Genomic DNA, 25,336 nt, shown 5'->3' on the forward strand with positions numbered 1-25,336 from the left:
ACCACATGGGCTAAAAACCACCTTTTCCATATAAAACAGGGTACCAAAAGAGTAGCTTATTGTATTAATAAGGGACTGAATCCGGTTTTCCGTTTAGCACCAACTTACTTAGACTACTTATTTTTACCAATATCAATTCCAAATTATTGTTAAATCAAAACAATACCACATCCCTGTAGGTTATATTACGTATAAACAATTAAGACTTGGCACAGAATATGTTTTAAATTAAGCAGCCGAAACAAGATGAAATCAGAAGGATTTTTACCTGTTTCATATTACCAGCCATTTTCATTTCGAAAATGACTGATACACAAATTTTAATTTAGTTAATCATTAACGTATAATTTTAAAACCATCACAACTATGATTACTTCAGAAAAAAGAGTTTTTAAGAAATTAGGTTATAACGCCGAAGAATCAGAGAAAATCGTCAAATCACTTAATAAATTACTGGCCAACTACCATGTGCATTATCAAAAGCTAAGGAATTTTCACTGGAATGTGACCGGGGGAGACTTTTTTGACCTGCATGAGAAGTTTGAGGAACTGTACACTGAGTCTTTCGAAAATATCGACTTGATTGCCGAGAGAATCAGGATTTTTGGCATGACCCCACTGAGCTTGATCAAAGAATACCTGGAGCATTCCGATATTACTGAGGTGGGAACCGACCTGTCATCGGATAAAATGGTAAAAGAAGTCCTCAAAGACTTTGAAATCCTAGCAGAAAACATGAACGAATGTGCAGAAAGTGTTGCAGAACTTGGCGATTCCGCCACAGAGGATATGCTGATCGCCATGATCAAGAGCATCGAGCTGCATCACTGGATGCTCACTTCATTTCTTAAGTAATTAACTTTAAGTAAAAATAAAACCTAAAAAAATCCCCGATCAATTTGGATCGGGGATTTTTTTTTGAGTCATGTGGTATACCTTATGCTGCGTTTCTCGCTGCATTGATAATACCAAACATAGTCCTTAGAATCAATTTCTGCAAGACCGTATTTTCCTTCCCTGCCTCCAGCATTTCCTGAATGGCATACTGCTGAATGGTGATGAGCGGCAATACTATTTTTTCCCGAATTTCTATAGATTGTCTACTTACAGCGTTATCTTCCAAGAGCTCATTCATTCCAGAAATTTCCAGTATTTTCTTAAATGACTGTTGATATTCTGCATGCATCAGCTCCCAGAAACCGCCATATTCCTTATCATCTTTAAGGTAGGCCGTGGCAGGATAATAGGATTTGGCCAGTGACTGCATGGAATTGCCCATCAGAGAGCGGAAGAAAAGGGAGTCCTGGTATAGTTTGGCTACCTGATCCTTTTTGCCTCTTTTTTCCATTTCACTAATAGCCTTGCCTACACCGTAAAAACCTGGGATATTTTGCTTCATTTGTGCCCAAGACCCGACAAAAGGAATAGCCCTCAGGTCTTCAAACTTCATCGCTTCACCTTTGCTTCTCTTCAATGGTCTCGAACCGATATTGGTCTTGCCAAAGAACTTGAGCGGTGTCACTTTTTCCAAGTAGGACACAAACTGCGGATGGCTCTTAAACTCCTTATAAGCTTGATAACTGATATCAGCCATTTCATCGATCAATGCTCTTTGGTCATCGGTAAGCCTATTTTCTTCAGTTGGATACAAGTGATTTTCCAGCCCTGCACTGAGCAATTGCTCCAAGTTATACGTACAGGAAACGGGTTTACCATAATTTGCACTAATGGTCTGTCCCTGGATGGTCACCTGGATTTCTTCATTTTCCACTTGGTCACCCAGCGAAGCGTAGAAGTTGTGCATATTTCCACCACCCCTGGCAGGAGGCCCACCCCTTCCGTCAAAGAACACTACGCTGACTTCATATTTTCGGGAAGCTTTAGTCAGTTCTTCTTTAGCACGCAAAATCGACCAATTGGCTCGGATATAGCCACCGTCTTTGGTTCCATCTGAGAAGCCCAGCATGATACTTTGCTTTTTACCTCTTGACTTCAAGTGTGCAGAATACACCTTGTTTGAATAAAGACGCTCCATGATTTCCGGCGCTGCTGCCAAATCATCGATAGTCTCAAATAATGGCACAATATCAAGCTTCAAATCTCCCTTTGGAGCCAGTGTAAGCTTATTCAATTGGTACACCTGAAGGATGTGCAGTTCCGATTGGCAGTTGGAGATAATGTACCGGTGAAGGCCTTCACTGCCGTTATTGTCCTGTACATAACTGATAGACGCGATGCTCTCCAACATCTCCTGATGGAATTCATCCTTAAGTGATTTCGGATTTGGCAACTCCTTAAAAGAAAGGATTGTATTAATTTGCTCTTCCTCAGTGCCTTCCTGGTATTTCTTTAGGGCATCCTTTCCTTGGCTCACCTCGATGATTTCTTCCCATAGAGCGGCGTGTTTTCTACTGTCCTGGCGCATGTCCATGGAGGCGAAATAAAAACCAAACACATTTACCTTTAGGATAAACTCATCCAGAATATCCAAGAAGAGCCCATCGTGCGACTCGATGATGATCCCTCTAGCCTTCAAAAGAATCTTCAGCAAGTCTTCTTTTGACTTCAGTACTTTTTCTCCACCATAAAGGGTCTTATAGATGCCGTTTTCAGCTTCCAGCATCAGCGACTCTACGCCTTTGAAGGTCATTCTTCTTCTGACCTTTCTTACATCCCTGTACAGGCACCTAAGGATCGTCTCCTGAAGCTTATCCGCTACATCCATGGTGATTTGATGTGTCACGAAAGGATTTCCATCACGGTCACCGCCTGGCCAGAAACCTACTTTGAGCAGGTCTGGATTATCCCATTCGTGCAAGGGAATATCGAGCTTTCTGAGGACCCTGGCCATGATATCCGGAATACTCTTATAGAAGACGTGTTCCAAAAACCAACACAAGCTGACCGCCTCCTCATAAGGAGAAGGCTTTTCCTTATTGATAAAGGCTGTCTTGCCCAATTGCCTCAGCAAGGCATCAATGCTGCCCAAATCATCTTTCCGGATCGCCGACTCTAAATCAGTGATGATGGCCAACACATTTCCTGGATAAAACTGGGTAGGGTGCGCCGTCAGCGTCAGACGGATAGAGAAAGTCCGTAGCTTCTCGATCAGCTCAGCCTTCTTCTTATCGCTTTCCACCCTGGAAATCAATGCGTTCATGGTACCTTTACCTTTTACATCATTGATTTTCTCGAAGGCAGCATCTTCAATAGAGTCAAAAAGAACAACCTGTCTTTCTACATATTGAACCAGCTGAAACAGTAAATTGTGTTTTTCCTTGGATGAATCTGAGGCTAACATACCCTCAAAAAATGAGTTGATAATCTCTTTTGGGGTTTTCCCCTCTGCAAAGCCTTTTTTACATTCCGAAGATAAAATTGGAAGCAATGTTCCCGTCCGGTAAATGTCATCAAAAGGCAGATCTAGAAATAAACTGTTGTAAATGGTAAACCGCTTGGCTATCTCAGTCTGGTAGGTATTTGACATGGTTTATAGTTACTTTTTTATGAAAATTTTAATTTAATCAAAATATATCGAATTAAAAACAATTTGATTAAAACAACCCTAATTTACAATAAAATATTCACAAAAACACTATTTTCATTGATTATTTTTTAAAAAAACAACGTTTTATACGATGATTTAACAAAACATTGTCGAATTTATTTAAGTATCAAAATTTACACCTCAGATCAATCACACCGCCCAGCCTATTGATAAGAGACAGATAATCAAACGAATGCAAAATACTCGGTAAACTTTGGGCATCATTTTCAAAAAATAATTACCTTAACCCTCCTAAAAAAACACCCCAAACTTGTGAAATCATTATTATCTCCCTTACTTCTTATCGCCATGTGTACCACGTTTTCTTGCCACTCATCAAGCACGCAAGAAGCATCACAATCAAACACTGACTCATTGGCCGCCCCCATCACCTTTTGGCTGGGCACCTATACCTCCCAACCAAGCGAGGGATTCCACCTGATTTCTTTCCAACAGGAGACCTCCACCTTTGATTCCGTGCTGATGGAAAGTGACATCAACAATCCTTCTTTTGTGATCTCCAATAAACCAGGGGATTTGGTATTTGCGGTCCAGGAAGAAGGTGGGGAAGACGGAGGCAGTGTTTGCTCTTTTAGATTTGACCAGACTGCCAATACCCTCAAAAAACTCAGCACCAGCTCCACCATAGGCAGCGGACCGTGCTATATCACGTTGTCTCCAAATGAAAAGTTTATCTTTGCGGGCAATTATGGAAGTGGTGACCTGGCTGTCTTGCCTATCCAAGCAGATGGTACTTTGGGTGATGCTATCCAAACGATCAGTCATGCTGGATCCAGTGTAAATGAAGATAGACAGGCATCACCTCATGTCCACAGCCTCGTTTTTCACCCCAATGGAAAACAGCTCTTCGTGGCGGATCTGGGAACTGATAAGGTCTATATTTATGATTTTGACCCCAGCAGGGAGCAACCACTATCTACCTCTATCCCAAGTCATTTTACTGTGAAGGCAGGATCAGGCCCTCGTCATTTAGTGTTTAACCAAGCAGGTGACAAAATCTACCTCGTCCATGAAATGACTTCCGAGGTGGGGCTGTATGATTATAACCTGGAAGAAGACAAGATCACTCACTTAGACAGTTATGCACTTACGCCAAAAGGCTTTGCGGGTGACAAAGGCGCTGCTGAAATCAAGATCAGTGATGACGGCCAATTTCTATACACTTCCAATCGTGGCGATTCCAATGAAATTATTGTCTTCAAAATCAACCCACAAACGGGAACATTAGACAAGATTCAAGCCATCAGTTCAGGAGGCCAGACACCTAGGAATTTTGCCTTGTCTCCGGATGGTAATTTCCTATTTGTAGGCAACCAAAACTCCGATCAGATCCTGGCTTATGAAAGGAACCCACAATCTGGCATTATCAAAAAAACCAATGCTAAATTGGCGATACATCGACCGGTCTATTTCTTTATGCTGGACAAATAACGGTAAATTCTAAAAAGCATAAATTAATTTACCCATTGATTCACAATTATTTATTAACAAAAAAAATGATTGAAAAACGAAATTACGCATAACAAGTAAAAAACACTTAACCGAATTAATTGCAAAAAAAATATTGAACAATAATATTTTACAGTAAAAAATATTGTGTTAACCGATAAAAACCGTACAAATAATCATTAACAAATTCAGGGTTTCAGGTGAATTATATATTACCGGTATTTTATCTTTTAAAAAAATATTTTATTCAAATAGTGCTAATGTAAAAACAATCACTACCTTTGATTCATTAATTAAAACATCATTTATTATCATTATTACTATGAACACAGGAAGAGTTAAATTTTTTAACGAATCTAAAGGATTCGGTTTCATTATTGACGACGAGTCATCAAAAGAATATTTCGTACACATCACCGGTTTGGTAGATGAAGTTAAAGAAGATGACGAAGTGACTTTCGACCTTAAAGAAGGAAGAAAGGGTCTTAATGCCGTGAATGTAAAATTATCATAAGATATAGCATTTAGTGACATTATTATGAGAGCTATCAGCTGCAGCTGATAGCTTTTTTCATTTTTCCTTGTACAGATAGTGCCAGGTTTTTGGGTACATTTTCAGCACTGTATTACCATTTTTATCCTCGACAAAATCCATTTTGATCACTGCCGTTTTGCGAGGGCTTACGGTACTTTCATCGTGATGGGTATGGAAGACATAATTCCACTCCCCTGCTTCATCCTTAAAAACATCTCCGTGACCAGTCCCGGGAACCAGAAGCATCCCTTGGTGTAAAATCGGATTTTCAGGAGCTTTCTTCCAAGGCCCCGACGGTGATTCACTGACCGCATAGCCCACAGCATATTGCTTGCTTCTAAAATCATTGGCACTATAAAGGAGATAAAAAAGCCCTTCGTGCTGAATAATGGTAGGTCCTTCCGTTACCGTCCATTCTGCAGTTTCTGTCTTCTCCCATGGCACTGCCGCTTCAATACACAAACGGGTGCTTCCCGCCACCAAGCCACTATGATCTTCCTTTAACTCCGTCACGAAAATACGGTTTCCGCCATTGGCCACCTTTACATGATAAAGGTAAAGCTTACCGTCAGGGGCATTGTAAATGAAAGGGTCAATCATCCGCTGATCCAAGCTTATCGCCTCCTTATCCTGCTGTGTAAAAGGCCCCAAGGGACTCTCGCTACATGCAATGGCAATTTGCTCATTAGCGGTATAAGCCATATAATAGTACTTCCCCCTCTTGAACACCTGTGGCGCCCAGAAGCCTTTATCTCCATACACCTGCTCCTTTCGAAGGCAAAATCCCTCAGAAAGCATTCCAAGAGGCCCTTCCCAGTTTTTAAGATCAGTGGATTGATACACCAAAAAACCTTCATTGGCCCTACTGGTACCGTAAAGGTAATACGTGCCATCATCATGGAAAATAGTGGGATCAGCCAGGGTGATGGTTTCTGCCGTTTGTGCGACACACCACTGGGTTGCTGATAAAAATATTAATACCAGTATTTGCTTTAGCATAACATTCTTTTAGGGGTAAACAACTTCATATACGTAATTTCATTTAATCATTTTGCTTCTCAAAATCCCAATCATCACCTTCAGTCCAATTCCATAGAAACTGGCTTCAGTGTTTATCATTGCTATTCCTGAGATGGAATAGCCAACATACCTGGAAAACGGAAATTCCAATTTGGGATTGATCACTAAACTGGGAGTCCTTTTGTTTTGATAAACCCAGTTAATATCCGACTCCAGCACTACATAATTACTACCATAAATTGCAAAATCTCCATAAATAAATTTTTTTGTTGAAAACTGTGCTTGCAAATTACTGAAACTGAATAAGAAGCCTAAGACTAAAAATCCTTTTTTCATACCACTAAGAGATTAGAGATCCATTTCCTATAAAAATAATATAAAGACTCAAATTCATGGAAATTGGCAAAGAGTAAATCAATATTGATCATAAACCTGGTAAAACACCTTTACTTTATAAGTCTTGGGGTAATACCAACTGCACGTAGAAGATCATCCTTTCAAAGGAATACCATATTCCAGCTGTTGTCCAAGTGGCCAAAAGCCCCGCCGCGGTGCATCTATTGCGCTAAAAATAGCCCCTCCCTCATGCAGGCAAACTCCTCGAGTAAGCTGCCAATAGCCTTTTTGAGCGGTATTTCGTCAAATCCATCTGGCTGCTAGACAGGCAAGCCAGCCTTCTTGCCCACACCCTTATTTAATTTCTTAACGCCCAATACCTGCAAGGCGGATCCATTAATACAAGTTTTCTTAGTCCAGTGCGATTTTTTTTTATGGGTTTTCGGTGGAATACTTTACGCATAGTATTACATATAGAGCCTTTTCTTTCACCTCAATACTTCAGATGAATCTGATAAAGCACTTTTTCCATTTCTTTTTTCAATTCATTGGAGCTGATCACGTAATTATTATGCATAAAGCTAAAATGAAGCGTTTTACCACTTTTGGTAAGCAGGTAACCACTCAGGCAATGAACACCGCTAAGGGTTCCGGTCTTGGCGTAGACATAGGGATTTTCATCATCGGACTTGTACCAGGAGCGGATAGTACCGGATTTTCCTCCGGCGGGAAAATACGCGTAAATTTTCTCTTCCGGCACTTCCGCTTTGATCTTTTCCAGTAGCTTGATGATGCTCCTTGGCGTAAATTTATTCTGTGCAGAAAGTCCAGATCCATCTACCCACTGGGGCTCATCAGGAAGATCGGCCAAATAATGCTCCTTGACATGGTCAATCGCTCCACGCACATCCAGCGAATCAAACAGTTCATCCGCCACCAGCACCATCAATTGCTCGGCAAGGAAGTTATCGCTAATGGTCAGCATTTGTCTATAGAGTGAATCAGTGGCTATTCCCTTCAGCTTTTGATGTGTCCTGTTTTTCACCTTATCGTAGTTGATCATCGTGATCTCCCTGCCCAAGGTATCTTCCAGCATTTCCCGCGCCAGCTGGGAAGACGTCACAAACGGCTTATCGGTTTCAAATGACAACTCCTCTCCCACCAAATGGTATCGAAAATCATTGGTGTTCTTATCCCGTAAAATTGAATATTCCCTAGCCGGCAAACCAAGGTCTTCTTTGATCTGATTGGCAAAAAAGCGGGGCGAATAACTGAAATTTTCAGTTTGTTTCTCCTTTGTGAACCGGATGATATTGCCATAAATGGGCATGGAGGATCGCTCTGGACCGTAATAATAATTGAACCAGTTCCATGACCATCCCGAAGCATAGGCCTGCACTTCGTCAAAATTGTCAGCCATAAACAGTTGTTTCTCCGTGTTTTCCAAGAAGTTCAGCACCGACCGGTCTTCAAAATCCGGATGCATCAGGGATGGATCTCCTGTCCCCCAGAAAACAAGGGAATCACCACTCTCTGCATAATCCAAGGCATTTACCTGATCACCAAGCACCTTGTAGGCTGCATAAAAGGTAAACATCTTGGTATTGGAAGCAGGGGTAAAATACTTGTCCTCATTCAGCGCATACAGTACCTTATCCTTGGCCGGATCCACCAGCATAAAACCGGTAAAACCTTGATTAAAGACCTCTGAATCTCGTACTGACTTTTTTACTTTCTGTACCGTACAGGCAGTGAATAGTACAAAAAGGACTGGTAATATTTTTTTCATGACGATGGTAGTTTTCGTAATGATTACAGGTAGTGATCAGGAAAAAAAATAACCACAGATAAATGGAGTGGGCACAGAATGTATCGATTTTTTAATCTTACTGTGCTCATCAGTGTCTATCTGTGGTTAAATTTAGGTCTTCAAATTTATTCTCCGTCCCAGAATATACGGTCCAAGAGCGTTACGCTAGGGACGTTTTGACCATTTCTACTTACCTCACTGTCTGGATAGGCCAGCCTTCTGATGAATTGACCATTAAGACCAGTATTGAGATTTGCAGGAGTAGTCATATCCTTATAAGCATAGTCAAATCTTCTGGCGTCATTCCACGTTTCGGGATGTAAGAACATGGCCACCCATTTCTCCTTGAATATATCCTCCATGGTAAAGGCTGCTTCGCCCATACTAACACTTGGATCATCTAAATAAGCCTCCATTTCACCCGAGGGAACTTCCAGCATCTCCATATTTGCCTCGATACCATCCAAGTAAGCTTGATAAGCACGTGCTTTATCAGAATCAAATGCTGCTTCGGCTTCAATAAACTTTTGCTCAGCGTAGGTTCCAATTAAAACCGGTGAAAGTTCTGAAGTATAATATTGCCCTTGGATCAACGTGGATCTTGCACCTTTTTCAGGAGCATTTCCTCTTCCTGCTCCGTTCTCCGTACCAATATATTCACCATCATCTGTGGTTCCTACCAATAATTCCAATCTCGGATCTTCCATCGGATAAGAAGTACCATCCAATGCTTGGATAAACTGCTCGGAAATCCATCCGCCCAAAAGCAAGTTAGCATTGTCCCTTGCCACAGCTGACCATGGATTGATGTTCTGTTCAAAAAAGATTACCTGAGCATTATCCCGATTGGATGCAAAGCCACTTTCAACGGCTGAAAGCACTTCTTCGGCACTGTAACCGGCCTGTCCTTTTATATGGATCATTAAGCGGGCTTTCAGCATATTTCCAAAGGCCTCCCATTTATCCAGGTCACCTGCGAAGATAAAATCATCTTCCTCCATGGTATAAATACTTTCCCCCCGCAGGTTTTGTATTCCCTGGTCCAGATACTCCAATGCTTGGTCATACAGGACCATGTCATCGTCATACACCGGAGTCAATGTTTCAAAGTCGAAGCCCTCCGAAAAGGGAATATCACCGAAGATGTCCACAGTCATGCTCATGTTCAGCGCCATCATGATCTGGGCGGCACCCATGTAATTGCTTGCTCCGGATTCCTCTGCTTTTTGCATCATGACATATAAATCCGTCATTACGTTGTACAGATTAAACCATGTAGAACTGTAATTTACAGGCTCCATGGTATCAGTAGAACTTCCCGGATTCGGAGATGCCAGATACTGCACGTAATACGAAGTGAAGCTTCCCAGCCTATAAGTATTGAGTGCTGATTGGTACGTTACATGGGTCATCATTCCTGATAATGGCGCATCCTGAGGATTATTGGGGTTTTCGTTTACATCCAAGTAGGATTCACAAGAACTGGCAAATAGCACCATCGTTACCCCAATAATGCTTTTATATATTTTGCTTGATTTTATCATTGCTTTCATTGCTTAGAGTCCAAGATTTAATGTAAAAAAGAAGCTTTGTACGCCGGGATATCCCAGTCCGGTAAATCCTACTGCATTACCTCCGGCTCCTGCGGAAAATGACTCTGGGTCAAATCCGTCCCACGGTGTATAGAGAAGGATGTTATTGGCTGCAACTGAGGCCCTAATAGATCTGAATGGCGTATTTTCAAGCAATTCAGTATCAAAATTATACCCTAACGTTACATTTCGGAGTTTTATATAACTTGCATCTTGAACGAAATTTTCACTGATCGTCCGGTAGGTATTTCTCCAATATCCAGCTCCATAATCTCTTCCATCTGGACCTATACCCTGACCAAGCCATACTTCCTGGGTATTGGCGGATCCATCGGCCAATAAACCATCAAATACCCTTGTCTCATTTCTAACTTCCGTATAATCATTTTTACCAAATGCAGACAGGAAATTATCAAACTGATTGTACTGCTCCACATCCGCCCGGAAATCGATTAAAAAACTCAGATCAAAATTCTTGTATGAAAATTCATTTCTAAGCCCTCCAAACCATTTTGGCACAGCATTGCCAAGGATCAATTGACTACCATTTCTAACTGGAAACCCATTATCCCCAATAATCATAGGCAGGTCGGTTTGTGCATGTTTACTTTCAGGATCCGCACCATACCGCTGATAGCTGGAACCATAGAGGTTACCGTAAGCCATTCCCTCTATCAGCTTCATGGTCACGGTACTTCCCGCATAACCAAACTGTTCACCAACAACAATCTCGTCAATTCCTTCCCTGATGGAAACCACTTCATTTTTATTACGGGTAAAATTACCGGTCACACGCCAGTTAAAATCACTGGTCTGGATAATATCCGCCCCAAGTACTACTTCGACTCCACTATTGAGGATTTCTCCCGCATTGGTGAAATATTCACTGAATCCGGTGGCATCTGAAACCGGAACCCCAATGATCATGTCCTTGGAGTTGGATTTAAAGTAGGTTACATCCAGGTCAAATCTCCCATCAATAAATGAAAGCTGCGTGCCAAATTCAATGGAGGTAGTGAGCTCAGGTCTTAATGCCGGGTCACCAAAGGAACTGTTTCGGCTAAATCCTACTTGGCCATTAAGCGGAAAAACGTCCGGTGCCGCATAGGTAGCTCCCAATCTATGGGGATCGGTATCTTTGCCCACCTGTGCCCAGGACGCCCTTATCTTTCCGAAAGTAAACCAAGAAGGCATGTCCATATTTTCACTGAACACATAACTTAAATTTACCGAAGGATAAAAGAAAGAATTATTCTCTTTAGGCAGTGTTGATGAAATATCATTTCTCCCTGTCAAGTTTATAAAAAGATAATTTTGATAATCCACAGTCAAATCCCCATAAAAGCCAATCAGCCTTTTGATTCTACTATCCTGACTTGCAAAAATTTGCGCGGTATTATTAAGGTTATAAAAATCCGGAATTACAAACTCCGACCCAGTCGAAATTACCCGATCATACCTTTGCTCAAAGATATCATTTCCCAGTCTCAAAGTAGTATTCCACTCTTCGGAAAACTGATGTCTTAAGGTCACATAAAAGTTGGAGGTCAAGTCCCGGGAGTTTATCCTTGTCTCTTCAATAAACCCTGTGGAGCTTAATGCCACTTCACCGTCGATACCTTTTGGGCCAGGCGTAATCTCAGTCCTACTGTCACTTGAGACGTCTGTTCCAAGTCGATAAGACAAGGTCAGCCAATCGGTAGGTCTATAGTTTAGATTAATATTCCCAATGATCCTGTTGACATTATCCTCATAGGTAGCAAATCGCGCATCATAAATTGGGTTGGTATTCCCATAGGTTTTCATGGTACCATCTGGATTAATATAATCGCGAACATCTTGGGTTTCTGCCCAGTACATCATCCGCTCCATAAATCGGTCATGAGGGACTCGATTACCTCCGGAGTTAGAGAAATTCATGGATCCACTAAAATCAAACTTTTCACTGGCCTTTACAGTACCGGAAAGTTTGGCGGTGGTTCTGCTCCAATCACTAAAAGGAATAATACCCTGCTGATCCAATCGACCAAAGGAACCATAGAAAGTAGCATTTTCACTACCCCCTGAAAAGCTAATGTTATTATCAATGTTCAGACCGGTATCAAATGCCCTGTTCCAGTTGTCCTGATACTTGTGCCCCGGTACGGTTTCGGCCACTTCTGCAATCGGCGCTCCCCAAGATGGCCAGAAACTTGACGGATCATATTCTCCACTAAATCCTTGGCCAAATTGATCTTGAAGGTTGGGGATTTTGACCAACTTATCCATTCCGATGGAGCTGTTGATATTGATACGGGTATCTCCTGCTTTCCCTTTTTTGGTACGGATGATCACAGCACCATTCGCTGCACGAACACCATATAAGGCTGTTGCGGCAGCACCTTTCAGGACAGACATAGATTCTATATCATTCGGATTGATATCGGCGGCCCTGTTTGACATGCCTCGAGGAGTATTGCCCGATTCAATAGTTGAATTGTTAATAGGAACACCGTCCACAACAAAAAGTGGCTGGTTATTGGCATTGGGGTCAAGGGAGTTTATCCCTCTAATGACAATCCGGGCACTTTGTCCAGGCGCACCACCAGAATTAGTAATCTGCACGCCCGCCACTTGGCCTTGCAGTGCATTTACTAGATTAGGCTGCTTAGTCTTAGTGATTTCATCCGATCCCACTACTTGAGCAGCATATCCCAAACTTTTTTCACTCTGGTCAATATCAAATGCGGTAACCACAAATTCCCCCATCTCCGACACATCCTCCTCCATTACTACATCGACCGTTGTCCTGTTTTCGATGGCTAAGGTCTGGGTAATATATCCAAGATAACTAAAAACCAAGGTTCCCTCCCTATTTGGCGTATCAATGGAATAATTCCCATCCAAATCCGTCACAGTACCTGTATTGGTTCCCTGCAACAACACACTTACCCCGGGAAGTGGCTCCCCATCTTCCGCGGTCGTCACCTTCCCTGTGATTATTACCTGCTGCCCGTAAGCTGAGCCTACAAACAAACAGACAAAAACCAAGAAGGTTAATTTCGTAAAGGTTTTCTTCATTTGTAATTGATTTGTGGGTTATAAAACTTGAAGCAAAATTATATTCCAATAAATCCGGTAAAATAAAATTATCAATTATATAACACTATTTAACCGAAACCTACAAAACATAATATGTCAATTTTGCAATTTATTTGTTAATAAACAAACCAATAAAGTAAAATTTACTTAATGTATGTTTTTATGACATTGCAGTAAAAATAGGTATAAAAAAAAGCCCCGATGTATCATCGAGACTTTAATTCATTTCTTTTCAGTTATTTAACAAACCTGCTACTCCCCTATCACTTCTCGGCTTCTTGCGCCTTCACCTCCTGCCGAAGCAAAACCAATTCCTCTTGTACACTTTCCATTTTGATTTCTTTGCGATCATCATTCTTTTCACCCATTTCATTCGGTGCTACTTCCGCTATATGAGGAGCTATGATCAGCGAAACAATGGAAGTCAGTTTGATCAAAATATTCATGGATGGCCCAGAAGTATCCTTGAAAGGATCCCCGACGGTATCACCTGTTACAGATGCTTTATGCGCTTCGGAGCCCTTATATTCCATTTTGCCATCGATCTCTACTCCTTTCTCAAATGACTTCTTGGCATTGTCCCAGGCTCCACCGGCGTTGTTCTGGAAAATTCCCATGAGGACTCCAGAGACGGTCACTCCCGCCAATACTCCGCCCAATACCTCAGGACCAAAAGCAAATCCCACAATAATAGGCACCAACAGCGCCAATGCCCCCGGAGCGATCATTTCCCTGATAGAGGCACTAGTGGATATATGGACGCATTTATCATACTCAGGTGTGGCCTTGTATTCCATAATGCCCGGAATCTCTTTGAACTGCCTTCTTACCTCATTGACCATATCCATGGCCGCACGACCCACTGCTGCTATCGCCAGGGAAGAAAAGATAAACGGAATCATCGCCCCGACAAACAGACCTGCCAAGACATCAGCCTTATAGATGTCGATGGAGTCTATGCCCGCAATCCCCACATAGGCCGCAAACAAAGCCAATGCCGTAAGTGCCGCAGACGCTATCGCAAATCCCTTTCCTGTGGCCGCCGTGGTATTCCCTACCGCATCAAGAATATCTGTCCGCTCTCTCACCTCCTTGTCACAGCCGGACATTTCAGCAATTCCACCGGCATTGTCCGCAATAGGACCGAAAGCATCAATGGCCAGCTGCATCGCTGTAGTAGCCATCATCCCCGCAGCGGCTATCGCCACGCCGTACAACCCCGCACTCAAAAAGGATCCATAGATCCCCGCTGCCAATACCAAAATCGGCAGGACTGTCGATTCCATTCCTATAGACAATCCTCCAATGATATTGGTGGCATGACCAGTAGAGGATTGTTTGATGATACTATTCACCGGCCTTTTGCCCATGGCAGTATAATACTCGGTGATAATGCTCATCAGCGCCCCTACCACCAAACCGATCAATACGGCTCCAAAAACGCCCATTTTGGTAAACACAGGTGAATTGTCCCTAATCATGACCAAGTCCCCTTCAGGCAGCATAAAATCAATCACAAAATAAGACGCAGCCACGGTCAGTAGGATAGAAATCCAATTGCCTTTGTTCAGGGCCGCTTGAACGCTGTCGGTTTCTTTTGAGATTTTTACAAATAATGTTCCGATGATCGAAAAAACCACTCCCAATCCAGCAATGACCAAGGGCAGCAATATCGGTGCAATTCCGCCCATCTGATCATCGGAAACGATCTCTCTACCCAAGACCATGGAGGCCAGGATAGTCGCCACATAGGACCCAAACAAATCCGCTCCCATTCCGGCCACATCTCCGACATTGTCCCCTACGTTATCGGCAATAGTAGCGGGATTACGTACGTCGTCTTCAGGAATGCCTGCTTCTACCTTTCCCACTAAGTCAGCCCCTACATCCGCGGCCTTGGTATAAATACCACCTCCCACTCGCGCAAATAACGCAATGGACTCGGCTCCCAATGAAAAGCCGGCCAAAACCTCCAATGCGCGTTCCATATCCAACCCATTGACATCACCGCCGGCCGACACCACATAGATATGGTAAAAAACAATGAAGAGCGAGCCCATGCCCAACACGGCCAATCCTGCTACACCCAACCCCATCACGGTACCTCCAGAAAAAGAAACCTTCAGGGCTCTGGCCAAACCTGACTTGGCTGCTTGGGTGGTGCGGACATTCGCCTTGGTAGCAATGTTCATTCCGATATACCCGGCAAAGGCCGATAAAAATGCCCCTAAAACAAAGGAAGCGGCAATTACCGGACTGGAGTTTTCTACCAGCGTCCCCGACCAAGCCAAAATGATCGCTGCAATGACCACAAAATAAAAAAGTACTTTCCATTCTGCTTTTAAAAATGCCATGGCTCCACGGGCAATATACCCTGCCAGTTCCACCATCTTTTCATCGCCAGTAGGTTGTTTATTTACCCAAGCTGACTTTACGGCCATCACAATAAGCCCCAAAATCCCCAAGAAGGGGACCACATAAATAATCTGTTCCATAATATGTATTAGCGGTTTTTTAAATGTTCTATACCTAAACAAATATATTACTATTCAACTACGAAACAACCAGCACATTAATTATGAAAAGAGATCATTCAGCAATATAAATTCCGAAATGGCAGTAAACACAAAAAATATTAACAATTTAACAAACCAGATTGTTTGTAACTATTAAAACCTAAACCAATGATATGTTTTATTAAAAATCAGGGAGTTATTTGATTTCTCCTTCCCGGAGATACTATTTGATCTGTCCCACTATTTTATTCCCTATCTTCAAGCCTTATATTTACAAGGAGCTAAATGACTGATCGCTATGAAAGCAATTATAATCACTGAGGCAGGCGGACCGGAAGTCATGCAAATCCAAGAACGGAACATTCCAAAACCTGCCCCACACGAAGTACTGATCAACGTATCCGCAGCAGGCATTAATCGACCTGATGTGGCCCAGCGTAAAGGTCTATATCCTGCTCCAGCTGATGCACCCTCGGATATTCCGGGATTGGAAGTTTCCGGGACTATCGCTGCCATAGGGGAAGATGTAAAAACATGGGAGCTGGGAGATGAAGTCTGTGCATTGGTATCAGGAGGTGGATATGCAGCGTTCGTAACCGCCCCTGCCGTCCAATGCCTGCCAATTCCTGAAGGGGTTTCGCTATTGGAAGCGGCAGCCCTTCCGGAAACGTTCTTCACCGTTTGGAACAATATTTTTGACATTGGCCAGTTTGAAGAAGGCAAGACAGTACTGGTCCACGGCGGCACCAGTGGCATTGGCGTGACGGCCATCCAGATGGTAAGGGCACTTGGCGGTAAAGTCATCGTAACCGCTGGAAGCAATGAAAAATGCACCTTTTGCCATAATTTGGGAGCCAATTTGACCATAAACTACAGGGAGCAGGATTTTGAAGAAGTGATCAAATCCAATCCAGCATTTAACAAGGTAGACATCATACTGGACATGGTCGGCGGAGATTATACCGCAAAAAACATCCGCTTGCTAAAACCTCAAGGCAAGCTCATCATGATCAATTCCATGAAGGGCAGAATGGGTGAAGTGGATTTGCTAAGGATCATGGCCAATCGCCTTACCATTACCGGCTCGACCCTTCGGCCCCAGTCCATTGGGTATAAAGGAAATATCGCCAAAAAACTGCAAGCACATGTTTGGCCTTTCTTTCCTGAAAAGATCAAACCCATTATTCATAAAATATTTCCCCTGGAAGAGGCCCCACAAGCGCACCAACTCATGGAAAGCTCGGAACACATTGGCAAAATCCTACTTCAAATCCCTATAGAAGTATAATTGGATTGCAAAATTGAAAGATTGAAAGTTTGCTTACTAAACGTGCCACCGGCATGGATGATATCAAAGAGGATTGCTCCCCTTACAGCATTGGTCCCTGACCATGCCCCCCAGGGAAATCGGTTTTTAAAAAATAAATGTTGTATAAATTTCTAGTTCGTTGTCATCCCGGCATGAGGAAGGATCTCAATTTTAAATTCCTCCTTTCGTCGGAATGACATATCCATGGTTAGCATGGCTTAGCTAGTGGAATATGCCGTCGCTCATCTAAAAGCGATTCACTACCATGACCACACTTGCACTGTACTCTTCCAAATAAATATGTATATTTAGCTAACACAACCCCTTGATCCATGAAAATAACCGCCCCTTTCATCTTGATGGTTTTTTTAGCCGTTGGTATGGTTGCTTGCCAAGACAAAAATAGCCAGAAGGAAGCGCCTACAAACACTGCAAAGGTCATCGCCGATGTTAACATCATCGACATCCGCAATGGCCGTATCACCAAAGGCCACGTGGTCGTGGACTCGGGCAGAATCAAACAAATCCTGCCAGTTTCTGAGGATGAAGCCGAGGTGATCCAAGAAGCCGAACTGATCAACGGCAAGGGGAAATACCTTGTGCCGGGCATAGCAGAAATGCACGCCCACCTTCCTTCTGTCATCTGGAATGATCCCCAGATGGAAGAAACCCTTTTTTTATACCTCTCCAATGGCATCACCACCATTAGGGGAATGCTTGGACATCACCTGCACCTGGAACTGAAGGAAAAAGTGGCCAAAGATGAAATCCTTGGTCCAAGAATCTACACATCCAGCCCTTCGCTGAACGGCAATACCGTTACCAGCACTGAGCAGGCTACCGAAATGGTCACCTCCTACCAAAAGGACGGTTTTGACTTCCTCAAGCTTCATCCAGGCCTCCGGCTGCACGTCTTTGACCAAATTGTCAAAACAGCCAAAGAAGTAAACATCCCCTTTGCCGGGCATGTTTCTACTTTGGTCGGAATCAGACATGCACTGGAAAGTGGCTATGCCAGCATTGACCATGTGGATGGTTTTCTGGAAGGACTGGTACCGGAATCAGCAGAAGTAAACCCGACTGAAAATGGATTCTTCGGCTATAATTTCACGGAAAAGGCTGATACTGCCATGATCCCTGAATTGGTTAACCTCACCAATGAAAACCACGTATGGGTGGTGCCGACCCAGAGCTTGTTTTCCAGGTGGTTTTCTCCCACTCCTGCCGAACAACTGGCAACTAATCCTGAAATGAAATATATGGCTCCAGAAGTACTCGAAAACTGGATCAACAGTAAAAAGAACCTCACCGAGACAGACGAGTACAACGCCGAACAATGGGAAGATTTCATGGCCATCAGAAAGATGCTTATCCATCAACTTCAAGAAAATGGACATGGTCTACTGCTAGGCTCTGATGCTCCACAGGTATTTAATGTACCCGGTTTTTCTATCCAACATGAAATGCAGGCCATGGTGGATGCTGGCTTAAGTCCATTGGAAATCCTCCAAATGGGCACTATAAATCCAGCAAAGTATTTTCAAGAGGAAGGCAATTTTGGAGAAATCACCGAAGGTGCCAGTGCAGACCTGATCCTTTTGGACAAAAACCCACTGGAGGACATTGCAAACATGCGGCATCCACTTGGTGTTATGGTCAAGGGTATATGGATTAGCCGTGAACAGATCGACCAAAAACTAAAAACCATCGCCGACAAATACGGCGAATCAAAGCAATGACACCAGTAAAAATCACCTATTCAATACTTCCCCACTTCCGACCGACCTGGTAAACCAACTTTCCCTCTTGAATGTCGAGTGGGGATTCGATATTATTATGATAAAGCTGGCCGGTACCCAATCCCTGAGGCAACGTGGTTTGGTAAGAAGAAGTAAGCTGAGCGATGGCATTGAGGCCAATATTGCTTTCTAAAGCAGAAGTCACCCACCAAGCTATGTTCCGCTCCTCTGCTAATTTGATCCATGCTTGGGTAGCACGTATACCTCCTAACAAGGTGGGCTTTAAGATGATGAAAGGCGGCCTTATCTTATCCAGCAAGGCTGCTTTTTCGTCTCGTCCGGTCACCCCTATCAATTCCTCGTCCAAGGCAATGGGCAAGGGACTGGTGGCACATAACCGCTGCATTTCCTGATACTGTCCAGCCTTGATGGGTTGCTCGATACTGTGCAGGTCAAATTCAGCCAATCGGGATAATTTTTGGATGGCTTCACCTGGTGGAAAGGCTCCGTTAGCATCTACGCGCAACGTGATGTCTTCAGCAGAAAAGCGCTCACGAATATAGCCTAACAACCTGCACTCTTCATCAAAATTTATCGCCCCTATCTTCATCTTTATGCATGAAAACCCTTGCGAAAGTTTATCCTCAATCTGCCTGCGCATAAAGACTGCATCTCCCATCCAAATGAGGCCATTGATGGCAATCTTCTCTTGCCCCCCATAAAAGCCATTCTCCATAATCAGCTTTTTTCCTCCGTGAAACAGGTCCAGCAAGGCAGTTTCCAGAGCAAAACGTATACTGGGATAATTGTCCGGCACCAACTCCTCACACAAATCCAATATGGCCTTCTCCTCCCACTGAACCTCGGTTTGGGACAGTTTGAGCACCAATGCTTCCCATATCGAAGGAAGGTCCAGCCCATCCTCGGGACTGAGTTTTGGCAGGGGCCCCGCTTCCCCCCAGCCTGCTTTATTGGGATTATCGGTTTGCCAAACTTTCAAGAAGTACGAGTCTTTTGTTTTTAATACTCCTCTTGAAGTACCTGCATCAAATTTAAAATCCAGGGTATAACGGTACCATTTGGCGTTTACTTTGGTGGGATTTGCCTGCTTATTGTTCATGTCTGATCGTAATGCCTTATATTTGCTCTCCGAAAAGCAAAGCTAAAGGAATCAACGGTAAATTACCTTTCCCAAGCCTGAAAAATCCCAACACCTAAGAGGTATACGAATGGACACCACTTCTGACATCAAGCTCTCCGATTATCAATACGAACTTCCTGAAGACCGGATCGCCAAATTCCCCTTGGAGAAGCGCGACGAATCCAAATTGCTTCATTTTGAGGATGGAAACGTCGATCACCACAGGTTCTATAACCTTCCTGCGTTATTGCCTTCCAATACCCTAATGGTGTTCAACAACACCAAAGTCATCCCTGCACGCCTGATTTTTCAAAGGGCTTCAGGAGCCAAAATCGAAATTTTTCTCCTGCAGCCCATTGCGCCAAGCACTATCATAAACGAAACCATGATGCATACCGGTGCAGTCACCTGGCAGGCGATGATCGGCAATTTGAAGAAATGGAAAGATGGTGAAGTCCTCGAAGGAAAAGTAATGGCCAATGGCAATGTACTGACCATTAATGCTACCCTCGAAAACCGAGAAGAGCGGCTGGTAAAAATAGACTGGAAAGATGACAACCTTCCCTTTGCAGCCGTAGTGGAAGCCGTGGGAGAAGTTCCCCTGCCTCCATACCTAAACAGGAAAGCTACCAATGAAGACAAACCCCGCTACCAAACGGTATATTCCCTGAAAGAAGGTGCCGTGGCAGCGCCCACTGCCGGCTTACACTTCACTGATGAAACCCTAAGAAAACTAACGGATGCCGGTATCAAAACCGACTACCTTACCCTTCATGTAGGCGCGGGCACTTTCCAACCTATCAAAGAGGAAATAGTGACCCACCACCCCATGCACAGCGAACAGGTGGTGGTCACCAGGGAAAATATCAGGCATTTCCTGGCGCATGACGGTAATATAGTGGCCGTAGGCACTACTTCGATGCGCTCCTTGGAAAGTATCTATTGGTATGGTGTAAAACTACTAAACGGTGACAGCAAAGCATTCCAAATCCAAAAACTATATCCTTATCAAGAAGGTCTAATAAAAGCTTCTTTACAAGAGAGTTTTCAGGCAATATTAGATTTTATGAATACAGAAAACCTGGACGAAATCACTGGCAGCACCGAAATCTTTATCATGCCTGGCTATGAATTCAGGGTATGTAACGGACTCCTTACTAATTTTCACCAACCCGCCTCCACACTGATACTTCTCGTAGCAGCGTTTACCAAAGGCACTTGGCAAAAAATCTATCATGAAGCCTTATCACATGATTACAGGTTTCTGAGCTATGGAGATAGTAGTTTACTTTGGCACCATAAAAAGGCTTAAGCCCCGGCGCCCAGCTTATTTATCCCATGGATAAGTTTCTGATAATACGTACGACCGACAGGAACCCGTTCCTGCTCAATGGTCACTTCCTTGGGCGATATGGTAGTTATCCTGTCGAGTCTTACCAAATAAGATTTATGAATCCTCACAAATTCCTCTTCCGGTAATATCGCTTCAAATTCCTTAAGGATATTTCGCAGTGAATATACCTTATCCTTTGTTACCAAAGTGGTATAATTTCCATCCCCTTTCAGCCATAGTACATTTTTGAACTTCACACGCCGAAGACAGCCCTTATCCCGGACAAACAAGGCGTCCTTGATCAACAGTTCATCGTGTTCAGAGTGGTGGTTCTCTAGGTTTGAATTTTTTTTATTCATTACAGTCCCGTGATGATAGATTACTTCTCCCATAGTTTTTCCCTTTTTTGGAGAGTTATTACATTAAAAACATAAATCAATTAATACTAATTGTCTAAATGACTATTACATAAATCAGAAGCCCACAACCTTCAAAATATTGATTTCGATTACCCCATATTTCTACAGAATTCAGTATCAAAAGTAAAATGATCCGTTGATTTTGCTGGCCTCTTAATTATTTACCTGCATAAATATAAACATATTATACATATTTATGTATTCAAAAGTCATTTATTTTGATAAAAATAAAAAATAATAGCCTGACATATCGAGAATCTCTCAAATGCCAGGCTATTTTCTAATCTATTTCAGGCTGATAATCAGGACTCAGCCTGATATTGTTCTTCCAACTCTTTCAATTTTTTGCTGCCGTAGGCAATTTTTGTAATTACCACATAAAGTACAGGCACCACAAAAATCGCGAGGAAGGTAGCGGCAAGCATCCCACCGATCACCGTCCAGCCGATCGTTTGTCTGGCCACGGCTCCAGCCCCATTGGAAAGTGCCAGTGGCACCACACCAAGAATAAATGCCAGTGAGGTCATCACGATCGGCCTCAACCGCAGCTTAACAGCCTCAATGGTCGCGGCCAATAATGGCATACCTGCGTCCACACGCTCCTTGGCAAATTCCACGATCAAGATGGCGTTTTTGGCAGCAAGGCCGATCAAGGTCACCAAACCAATCTGCGCATATACGTTATTGTCAAGCTTAGGCAGGAAGGTCAGGGCCAATATCGCACCAAATGCACCCAATGGCAAGGCCAACAGTACTGAAAACGGTACAGACCAACTCTCATAAAGGGCCGCCAATAATAATGACACCAAGATAATCGCCAAAGCAAAGATTAAGATTGTCGTATTGCCAGATGCCAGTTCTTCCCTGCTGAGTCCTGAGAAGTCATATCCATACCCAGCCGGCAATACCTCTGCAGCCACTTCTTCCAATGCTGCCAGTGCCTGCCCACTACTGTAACCTTCGGCCGCATTACCATTGATTTCAGTAGACCTGAACAGGTTATAATGGTTGATCACTGGGGCATTTTCGACTACTTCATAGTCCACGACAGCTCCCAGCGGAACAGACTTTCCTTGTCTGTTCATGACATAATATTGATCCAAGTCTTTAATATCCATCCTGTAGGCGGTATCTGCTTGGGCCACTACACGGAAATTACGACCGTATCGGGTGAAGTCATTGACATATGAACTCCCCATATAAGTGGACATGGTCGAGAACACATCTGATATCGACACGCCAAGTTTCTTGGCCTTTTCCCGGTCTACGGTCACGTGGTAGCCAGGAGTCTGTGCAGTAAAGAAACTGTAGGCCATGGCAATTTCTGGTCGCTGGTTAGCGGCTCCCAAAAACTGGCCTACCACTTGTTCAAACTCTTTGATATCTCCACCGGAGCGTTGCTCGAGCATAAAGCTAAATCCACCTGTCTGTCCGAGGCCTGGAATGGCCGGGGGCGGTACGACGATGATATTGGCTTCCTTGATCGCGGAAAACTTTTGGTTCAGCTGCCCGATCAAGCCAAAGAGCTGTTTGGAAGGATCCTGACGCTCATCCCATGGGTCCATTTGGATAAAGAACGTACCACTGTTTGACTTAAAGGAGAAGTTAATCGCATTTAACCCTCCAATACCTGTCACATTACGAATACCGTCAGTATTGGTAATCATCCCTACCATTTCGTCCATGATGGCCCGTGTCCTGCTGGTAGAAGAACTTTCAGGAAGTTCGAGAGAAATGAACAACCTTCCTTCATCTTCTGTCGGTAAGAAACCGGTCGGTTTGGCTTGGAAGAGTCCTACCGTACCTGCATAAATACACACGAGAATAATAAGCACCAATGGAGTGGCTTTTATACTTTTCCTTACACCATTTCCATATGAACTGGTCACTCGCTCAAACCAAGTATTAAACTTGTAGAAGAATTTATTGATTCCTCCGGAATCTTTTTTCACCTCCGTGGGCTTCAGCAACAAGCTACACAGGGCTGGCGTCAGCGTCAAGGCCACAAAGGCAGAAATCAATACGGAAATCGCAATCGTAATCGCAAACTGCTGGTACATCCGCCCCACTATTCCGGGGATAAAACCTACCGGGATAAACACCGCGGCCAAGATCAGGGCAATGGCAATTACCGGAGCGGTAATATCCTTCATGGCCAGCAAGGTAGCTTCCTTCGCAGATACCCGCTTGGAATCAATATAGTGCTGGGCAGCCTCTACCACCACAATCGCATCATCCACCACTATACCAATGGCCAGCACAAAGCCAAACATGGTTAGGGTATTAATGGTAAACCCTAGCGGTATAAAAAAGATAAAGGTACCAATGATCGAAACCGGAATGGCCAAAATAGGAATCAAGGTCGCTCTCCAGCTTTGAAGGAAGAGGAATACCACCACGATCACCAAGATCAATGCTTCCACCAGTGTATGCAGTACTTCGTCAATCGACACCTCCACCACCGATACGGATTCAAAAGGAACCACGTAATCCATATCAGCAGGGAATGTGGCCTTCATTTCATCTAGAGCCTTATAAATCCCTTCTGCCGTATCAATGGCATTACTGCCCGGTGCCTGATAAACCAACAAAATCGCTGCTGGCTCACCATTTACCGTGGAGAACCTACCGTAGTCAAATTCACCAAACTCTATTCTTGCTACATCTTTCAGGTAAACCAAGCTTCCTGAACTAGGGTCAGTCCTTACGATTATGTCTTCAAACTCTTCTTTTCGTTCCAGCTTACCGTTAACGGTAATTGGATATTCAAACGTCTGGGAAGATAACTGAGGCATCCCGCCTACTGTACCAGCAGCCACCTGTAGGTTTTGCTCCTGGATGGCGGCAGTCACCTCGTTTGTAGAAATATTATATTGGGCCAGCTTATCTGGCTTCAGCCATACCCGCATACTAAAATCCTGTCCAATGGCATTGATGTCCCCCACCCCTGGCACCCTCAAAAGGGCATCCTTCACGAAGATGTTGGTGTAATTGGAAAGGAACTTGGTATCGTGGGTACCTTTCGGTGAATATAAACTGATCACCATCATGATACTTGGATTCCGCTTACGCACGGTCACACCAAGGCGCTTTACCGCTTCAGGAAGTCGGGGCTCCGCAATACTCACACGGTTTTGCACATCCAAGGTGGCAATGTCTATGTCGGTTCCCACGTCAAAAGTGACGTTCATGTTCATCTGTCCGGTACTGGTATTGGTACTGCTGATGTAAGCCATACCTGGAGTACCGTTCACTTGCGTTTCGATGGGCGTCGCCACGGTTTGTTCCACCGTTTTGGCATCTGCACCAGTGTAGTTAGCAGAAACAGATACTACTGGAGGCGTAATATCTGGATACTGTGTCACCGGCAGGTTGACGATGGAGATAGCCCCTACCAATAGAATCACTATGGAGATCACCATCGCCGTCACCGGGCGTTTAATAAAAATTTCTGATATCATAAAATTATCTTACTTTGGCGTTATAAA

General features: G+C 43.6%; 16 protein-coding genes. 6 read left to right on the forward strand and 10 right to left on the reverse strand.

Annotation, left to right across the window (positions count from 1 at the left end; translation table 11 throughout):
- The first annotated feature begins 366 nt into the window (after positions 1-366).
- Complete coding sequence (locus tag FKX85_RS17545; RefSeq protein WP_141615967.1) at positions 367-855, forward strand: Dps family protein; 489 nt, start codon at positions 367-369, stop codon at positions 853-855.
- Between the two features lie 82 nt (positions 856-937).
- On the opposite strand, the gene FKX85_RS17550 is transcribed toward FKX85_RS17545, so the two are convergent.
- Positions 938-3,487 carry a phosphoenolpyruvate carboxylase gene (locus FKX85_RS17550; RefSeq protein ID WP_141615968.1) on the reverse strand — a complete coding sequence of 850 codons (2,550 nt, stop codon included), beginning with the start codon at positions 3,485-3,487 and terminating at the stop codon, positions 938-940.
- Positions 3,488-3,820: 333 nt separating this feature from the next.
- Between FKX85_RS17550 and FKX85_RS17555 the strand changes: the two genes are divergently transcribed.
- Positions 3,821-4,999, forward strand: coding sequence for a lactonase family protein (locus tag FKX85_RS17555; protein ID WP_229239667.1), 1,179 nt, complete (start codon positions 3,821-3,823; stop codon positions 4,997-4,999).
- A 340-nt stretch (positions 5,000-5,339) separates the two neighbouring features.
- Positions 5,340-5,531: a cold-shock protein gene (locus FKX85_RS17560; protein WP_015267483.1), complete on the forward strand. Its 192-nt coding sequence runs from the start codon at positions 5,340-5,342 to the stop codon at positions 5,529-5,531.
- Positions 5,532-5,588: 57 nt separating this feature from the next.
- On the opposite strand, the gene FKX85_RS17565 is transcribed toward FKX85_RS17560, so the two are convergent.
- The 6 genes from FKX85_RS17565 to FKX85_RS17590 all read right to left on the reverse strand — a co-directional run bounded on the left by FKX85_RS17565 (position 5,589) and on the right by FKX85_RS17590 (position 15,886).
- Positions 5,589-6,551, reverse strand: a complete 963-nt coding sequence (locus tag FKX85_RS17565; protein ID WP_141615969.1) for a glycoside hydrolase family 43 protein — start codon at positions 6,549-6,551, stop codon at positions 5,589-5,591.
- 39 nt (positions 6,552-6,590) lie between these two features.
- Positions 6,591-6,908, reverse strand: a complete 318-nt coding sequence (locus tag FKX85_RS17570; RefSeq protein ID WP_141615970.1) for a hypothetical protein — start codon at positions 6,906-6,908, stop codon at positions 6,591-6,593.
- A 493-nt stretch (positions 6,909-7,401) separates the two neighbouring features.
- Positions 7,402-8,697: a D-alanyl-D-alanine carboxypeptidase/D-alanyl-D-alanine-endopeptidase gene (locus FKX85_RS17575; protein WP_141615971.1), complete on the reverse strand. Its 1,296-nt coding sequence runs from the start codon at positions 8,695-8,697 to the stop codon at positions 7,402-7,404.
- 146 nt (positions 8,698-8,843) lie between these two features.
- Positions 8,844-10,271, reverse strand: coding sequence for a SusD/RagB family nutrient-binding outer membrane lipoprotein (locus tag FKX85_RS17580; RefSeq protein ID WP_229239668.1), 1,428 nt, complete (start codon positions 10,269-10,271; stop codon positions 8,844-8,846).
- Positions 10,272-10,274: 3 nt separating this feature from the next.
- A complete protein-coding gene (locus tag FKX85_RS17585) occupies positions 10,275-13,370 on the reverse strand; it encodes a SusC/RagA family TonB-linked outer membrane protein (RefSeq protein WP_141615972.1) in 3,096 nt (1,031 codons plus the stop codon).
- A gap of 284 nt (positions 13,371-13,654) precedes the next feature.
- Positions 13,655-15,886, reverse strand: coding sequence for a sodium-translocating pyrophosphatase (locus FKX85_RS17590; protein WP_141615973.1), 2,232 nt, complete (start codon positions 15,884-15,886; stop codon positions 13,655-13,657).
- 319 nt (positions 15,887-16,205) lie between these two features.
- Here FKX85_RS17590 and FKX85_RS17595 point away from each other — a divergent pair, with 319 nt between their 5' ends.
- The gene (locus tag FKX85_RS17595) at positions 16,206-17,195 is read left to right on the forward strand and encodes an NAD(P)H-quinone oxidoreductase (protein ID WP_141615974.1); all 990 of its coding nucleotides are present in this window, start codon (positions 16,206-16,208) and stop codon (positions 17,193-17,195) included.
- A gap of 353 nt (positions 17,196-17,548) precedes the next feature.
- Positions 17,549-18,955 carry an amidohydrolase family protein gene (locus FKX85_RS17600; RefSeq protein WP_141615975.1) on the forward strand — a complete coding sequence of 469 codons (1,407 nt, stop codon included), beginning with the start codon at positions 17,549-17,551 and terminating at the stop codon, positions 18,953-18,955.
- 16 nt (positions 18,956-18,971) lie between these two features.
- On the opposite strand, the gene FKX85_RS17605 is transcribed toward FKX85_RS17600, so the two are convergent.
- Positions 18,972-20,075, reverse strand: a complete 1,104-nt coding sequence (locus tag FKX85_RS17605) for an o-succinylbenzoate synthase (protein ID WP_141615976.1) — start codon at positions 20,073-20,075, stop codon at positions 18,972-18,974.
- A 109-nt stretch (positions 20,076-20,184) separates the two neighbouring features.
- On the opposite strand from FKX85_RS17605, the gene FKX85_RS17610 reads away from it, so the two are divergent.
- Positions 20,185-21,408: an S-adenosylmethionine:tRNA ribosyltransferase-isomerase gene (locus FKX85_RS17610; protein ID WP_141615977.1), complete on the forward strand. Its 1,224-nt coding sequence runs from the start codon at positions 20,185-20,187 to the stop codon at positions 21,406-21,408.
- Here the strand turns inward: FKX85_RS17610 and FKX85_RS17615 are convergent.
- Positions 21,405-21,821, reverse strand: coding sequence for a LytR/AlgR family response regulator transcription factor (locus FKX85_RS17615; RefSeq protein ID WP_141615978.1), 417 nt, complete (start codon positions 21,819-21,821; stop codon positions 21,405-21,407). The two genes, FKX85_RS17610 and FKX85_RS17615, sit on opposite strands and share 4 nt — an antisense overlap.
- A 329-nt stretch (positions 21,822-22,150) precedes the next feature.
- Entirely contained in the window at positions 22,151-25,309 is a 3,159-nt protein-coding gene (locus FKX85_RS17620) for an efflux RND transporter permease subunit (RefSeq protein ID WP_141615979.1), read from the reverse strand.
- Positions 25,310-25,336 lie beyond the last annotated feature (27 nt).

Source organism: Echinicola soli (assembly GCF_006575665.1).
GTDB classification, from domain to species: Bacteria; Bacteroidota; Bacteroidia; order Cytophagales; family Cyclobacteriaceae; genus Echinicola; species Echinicola soli.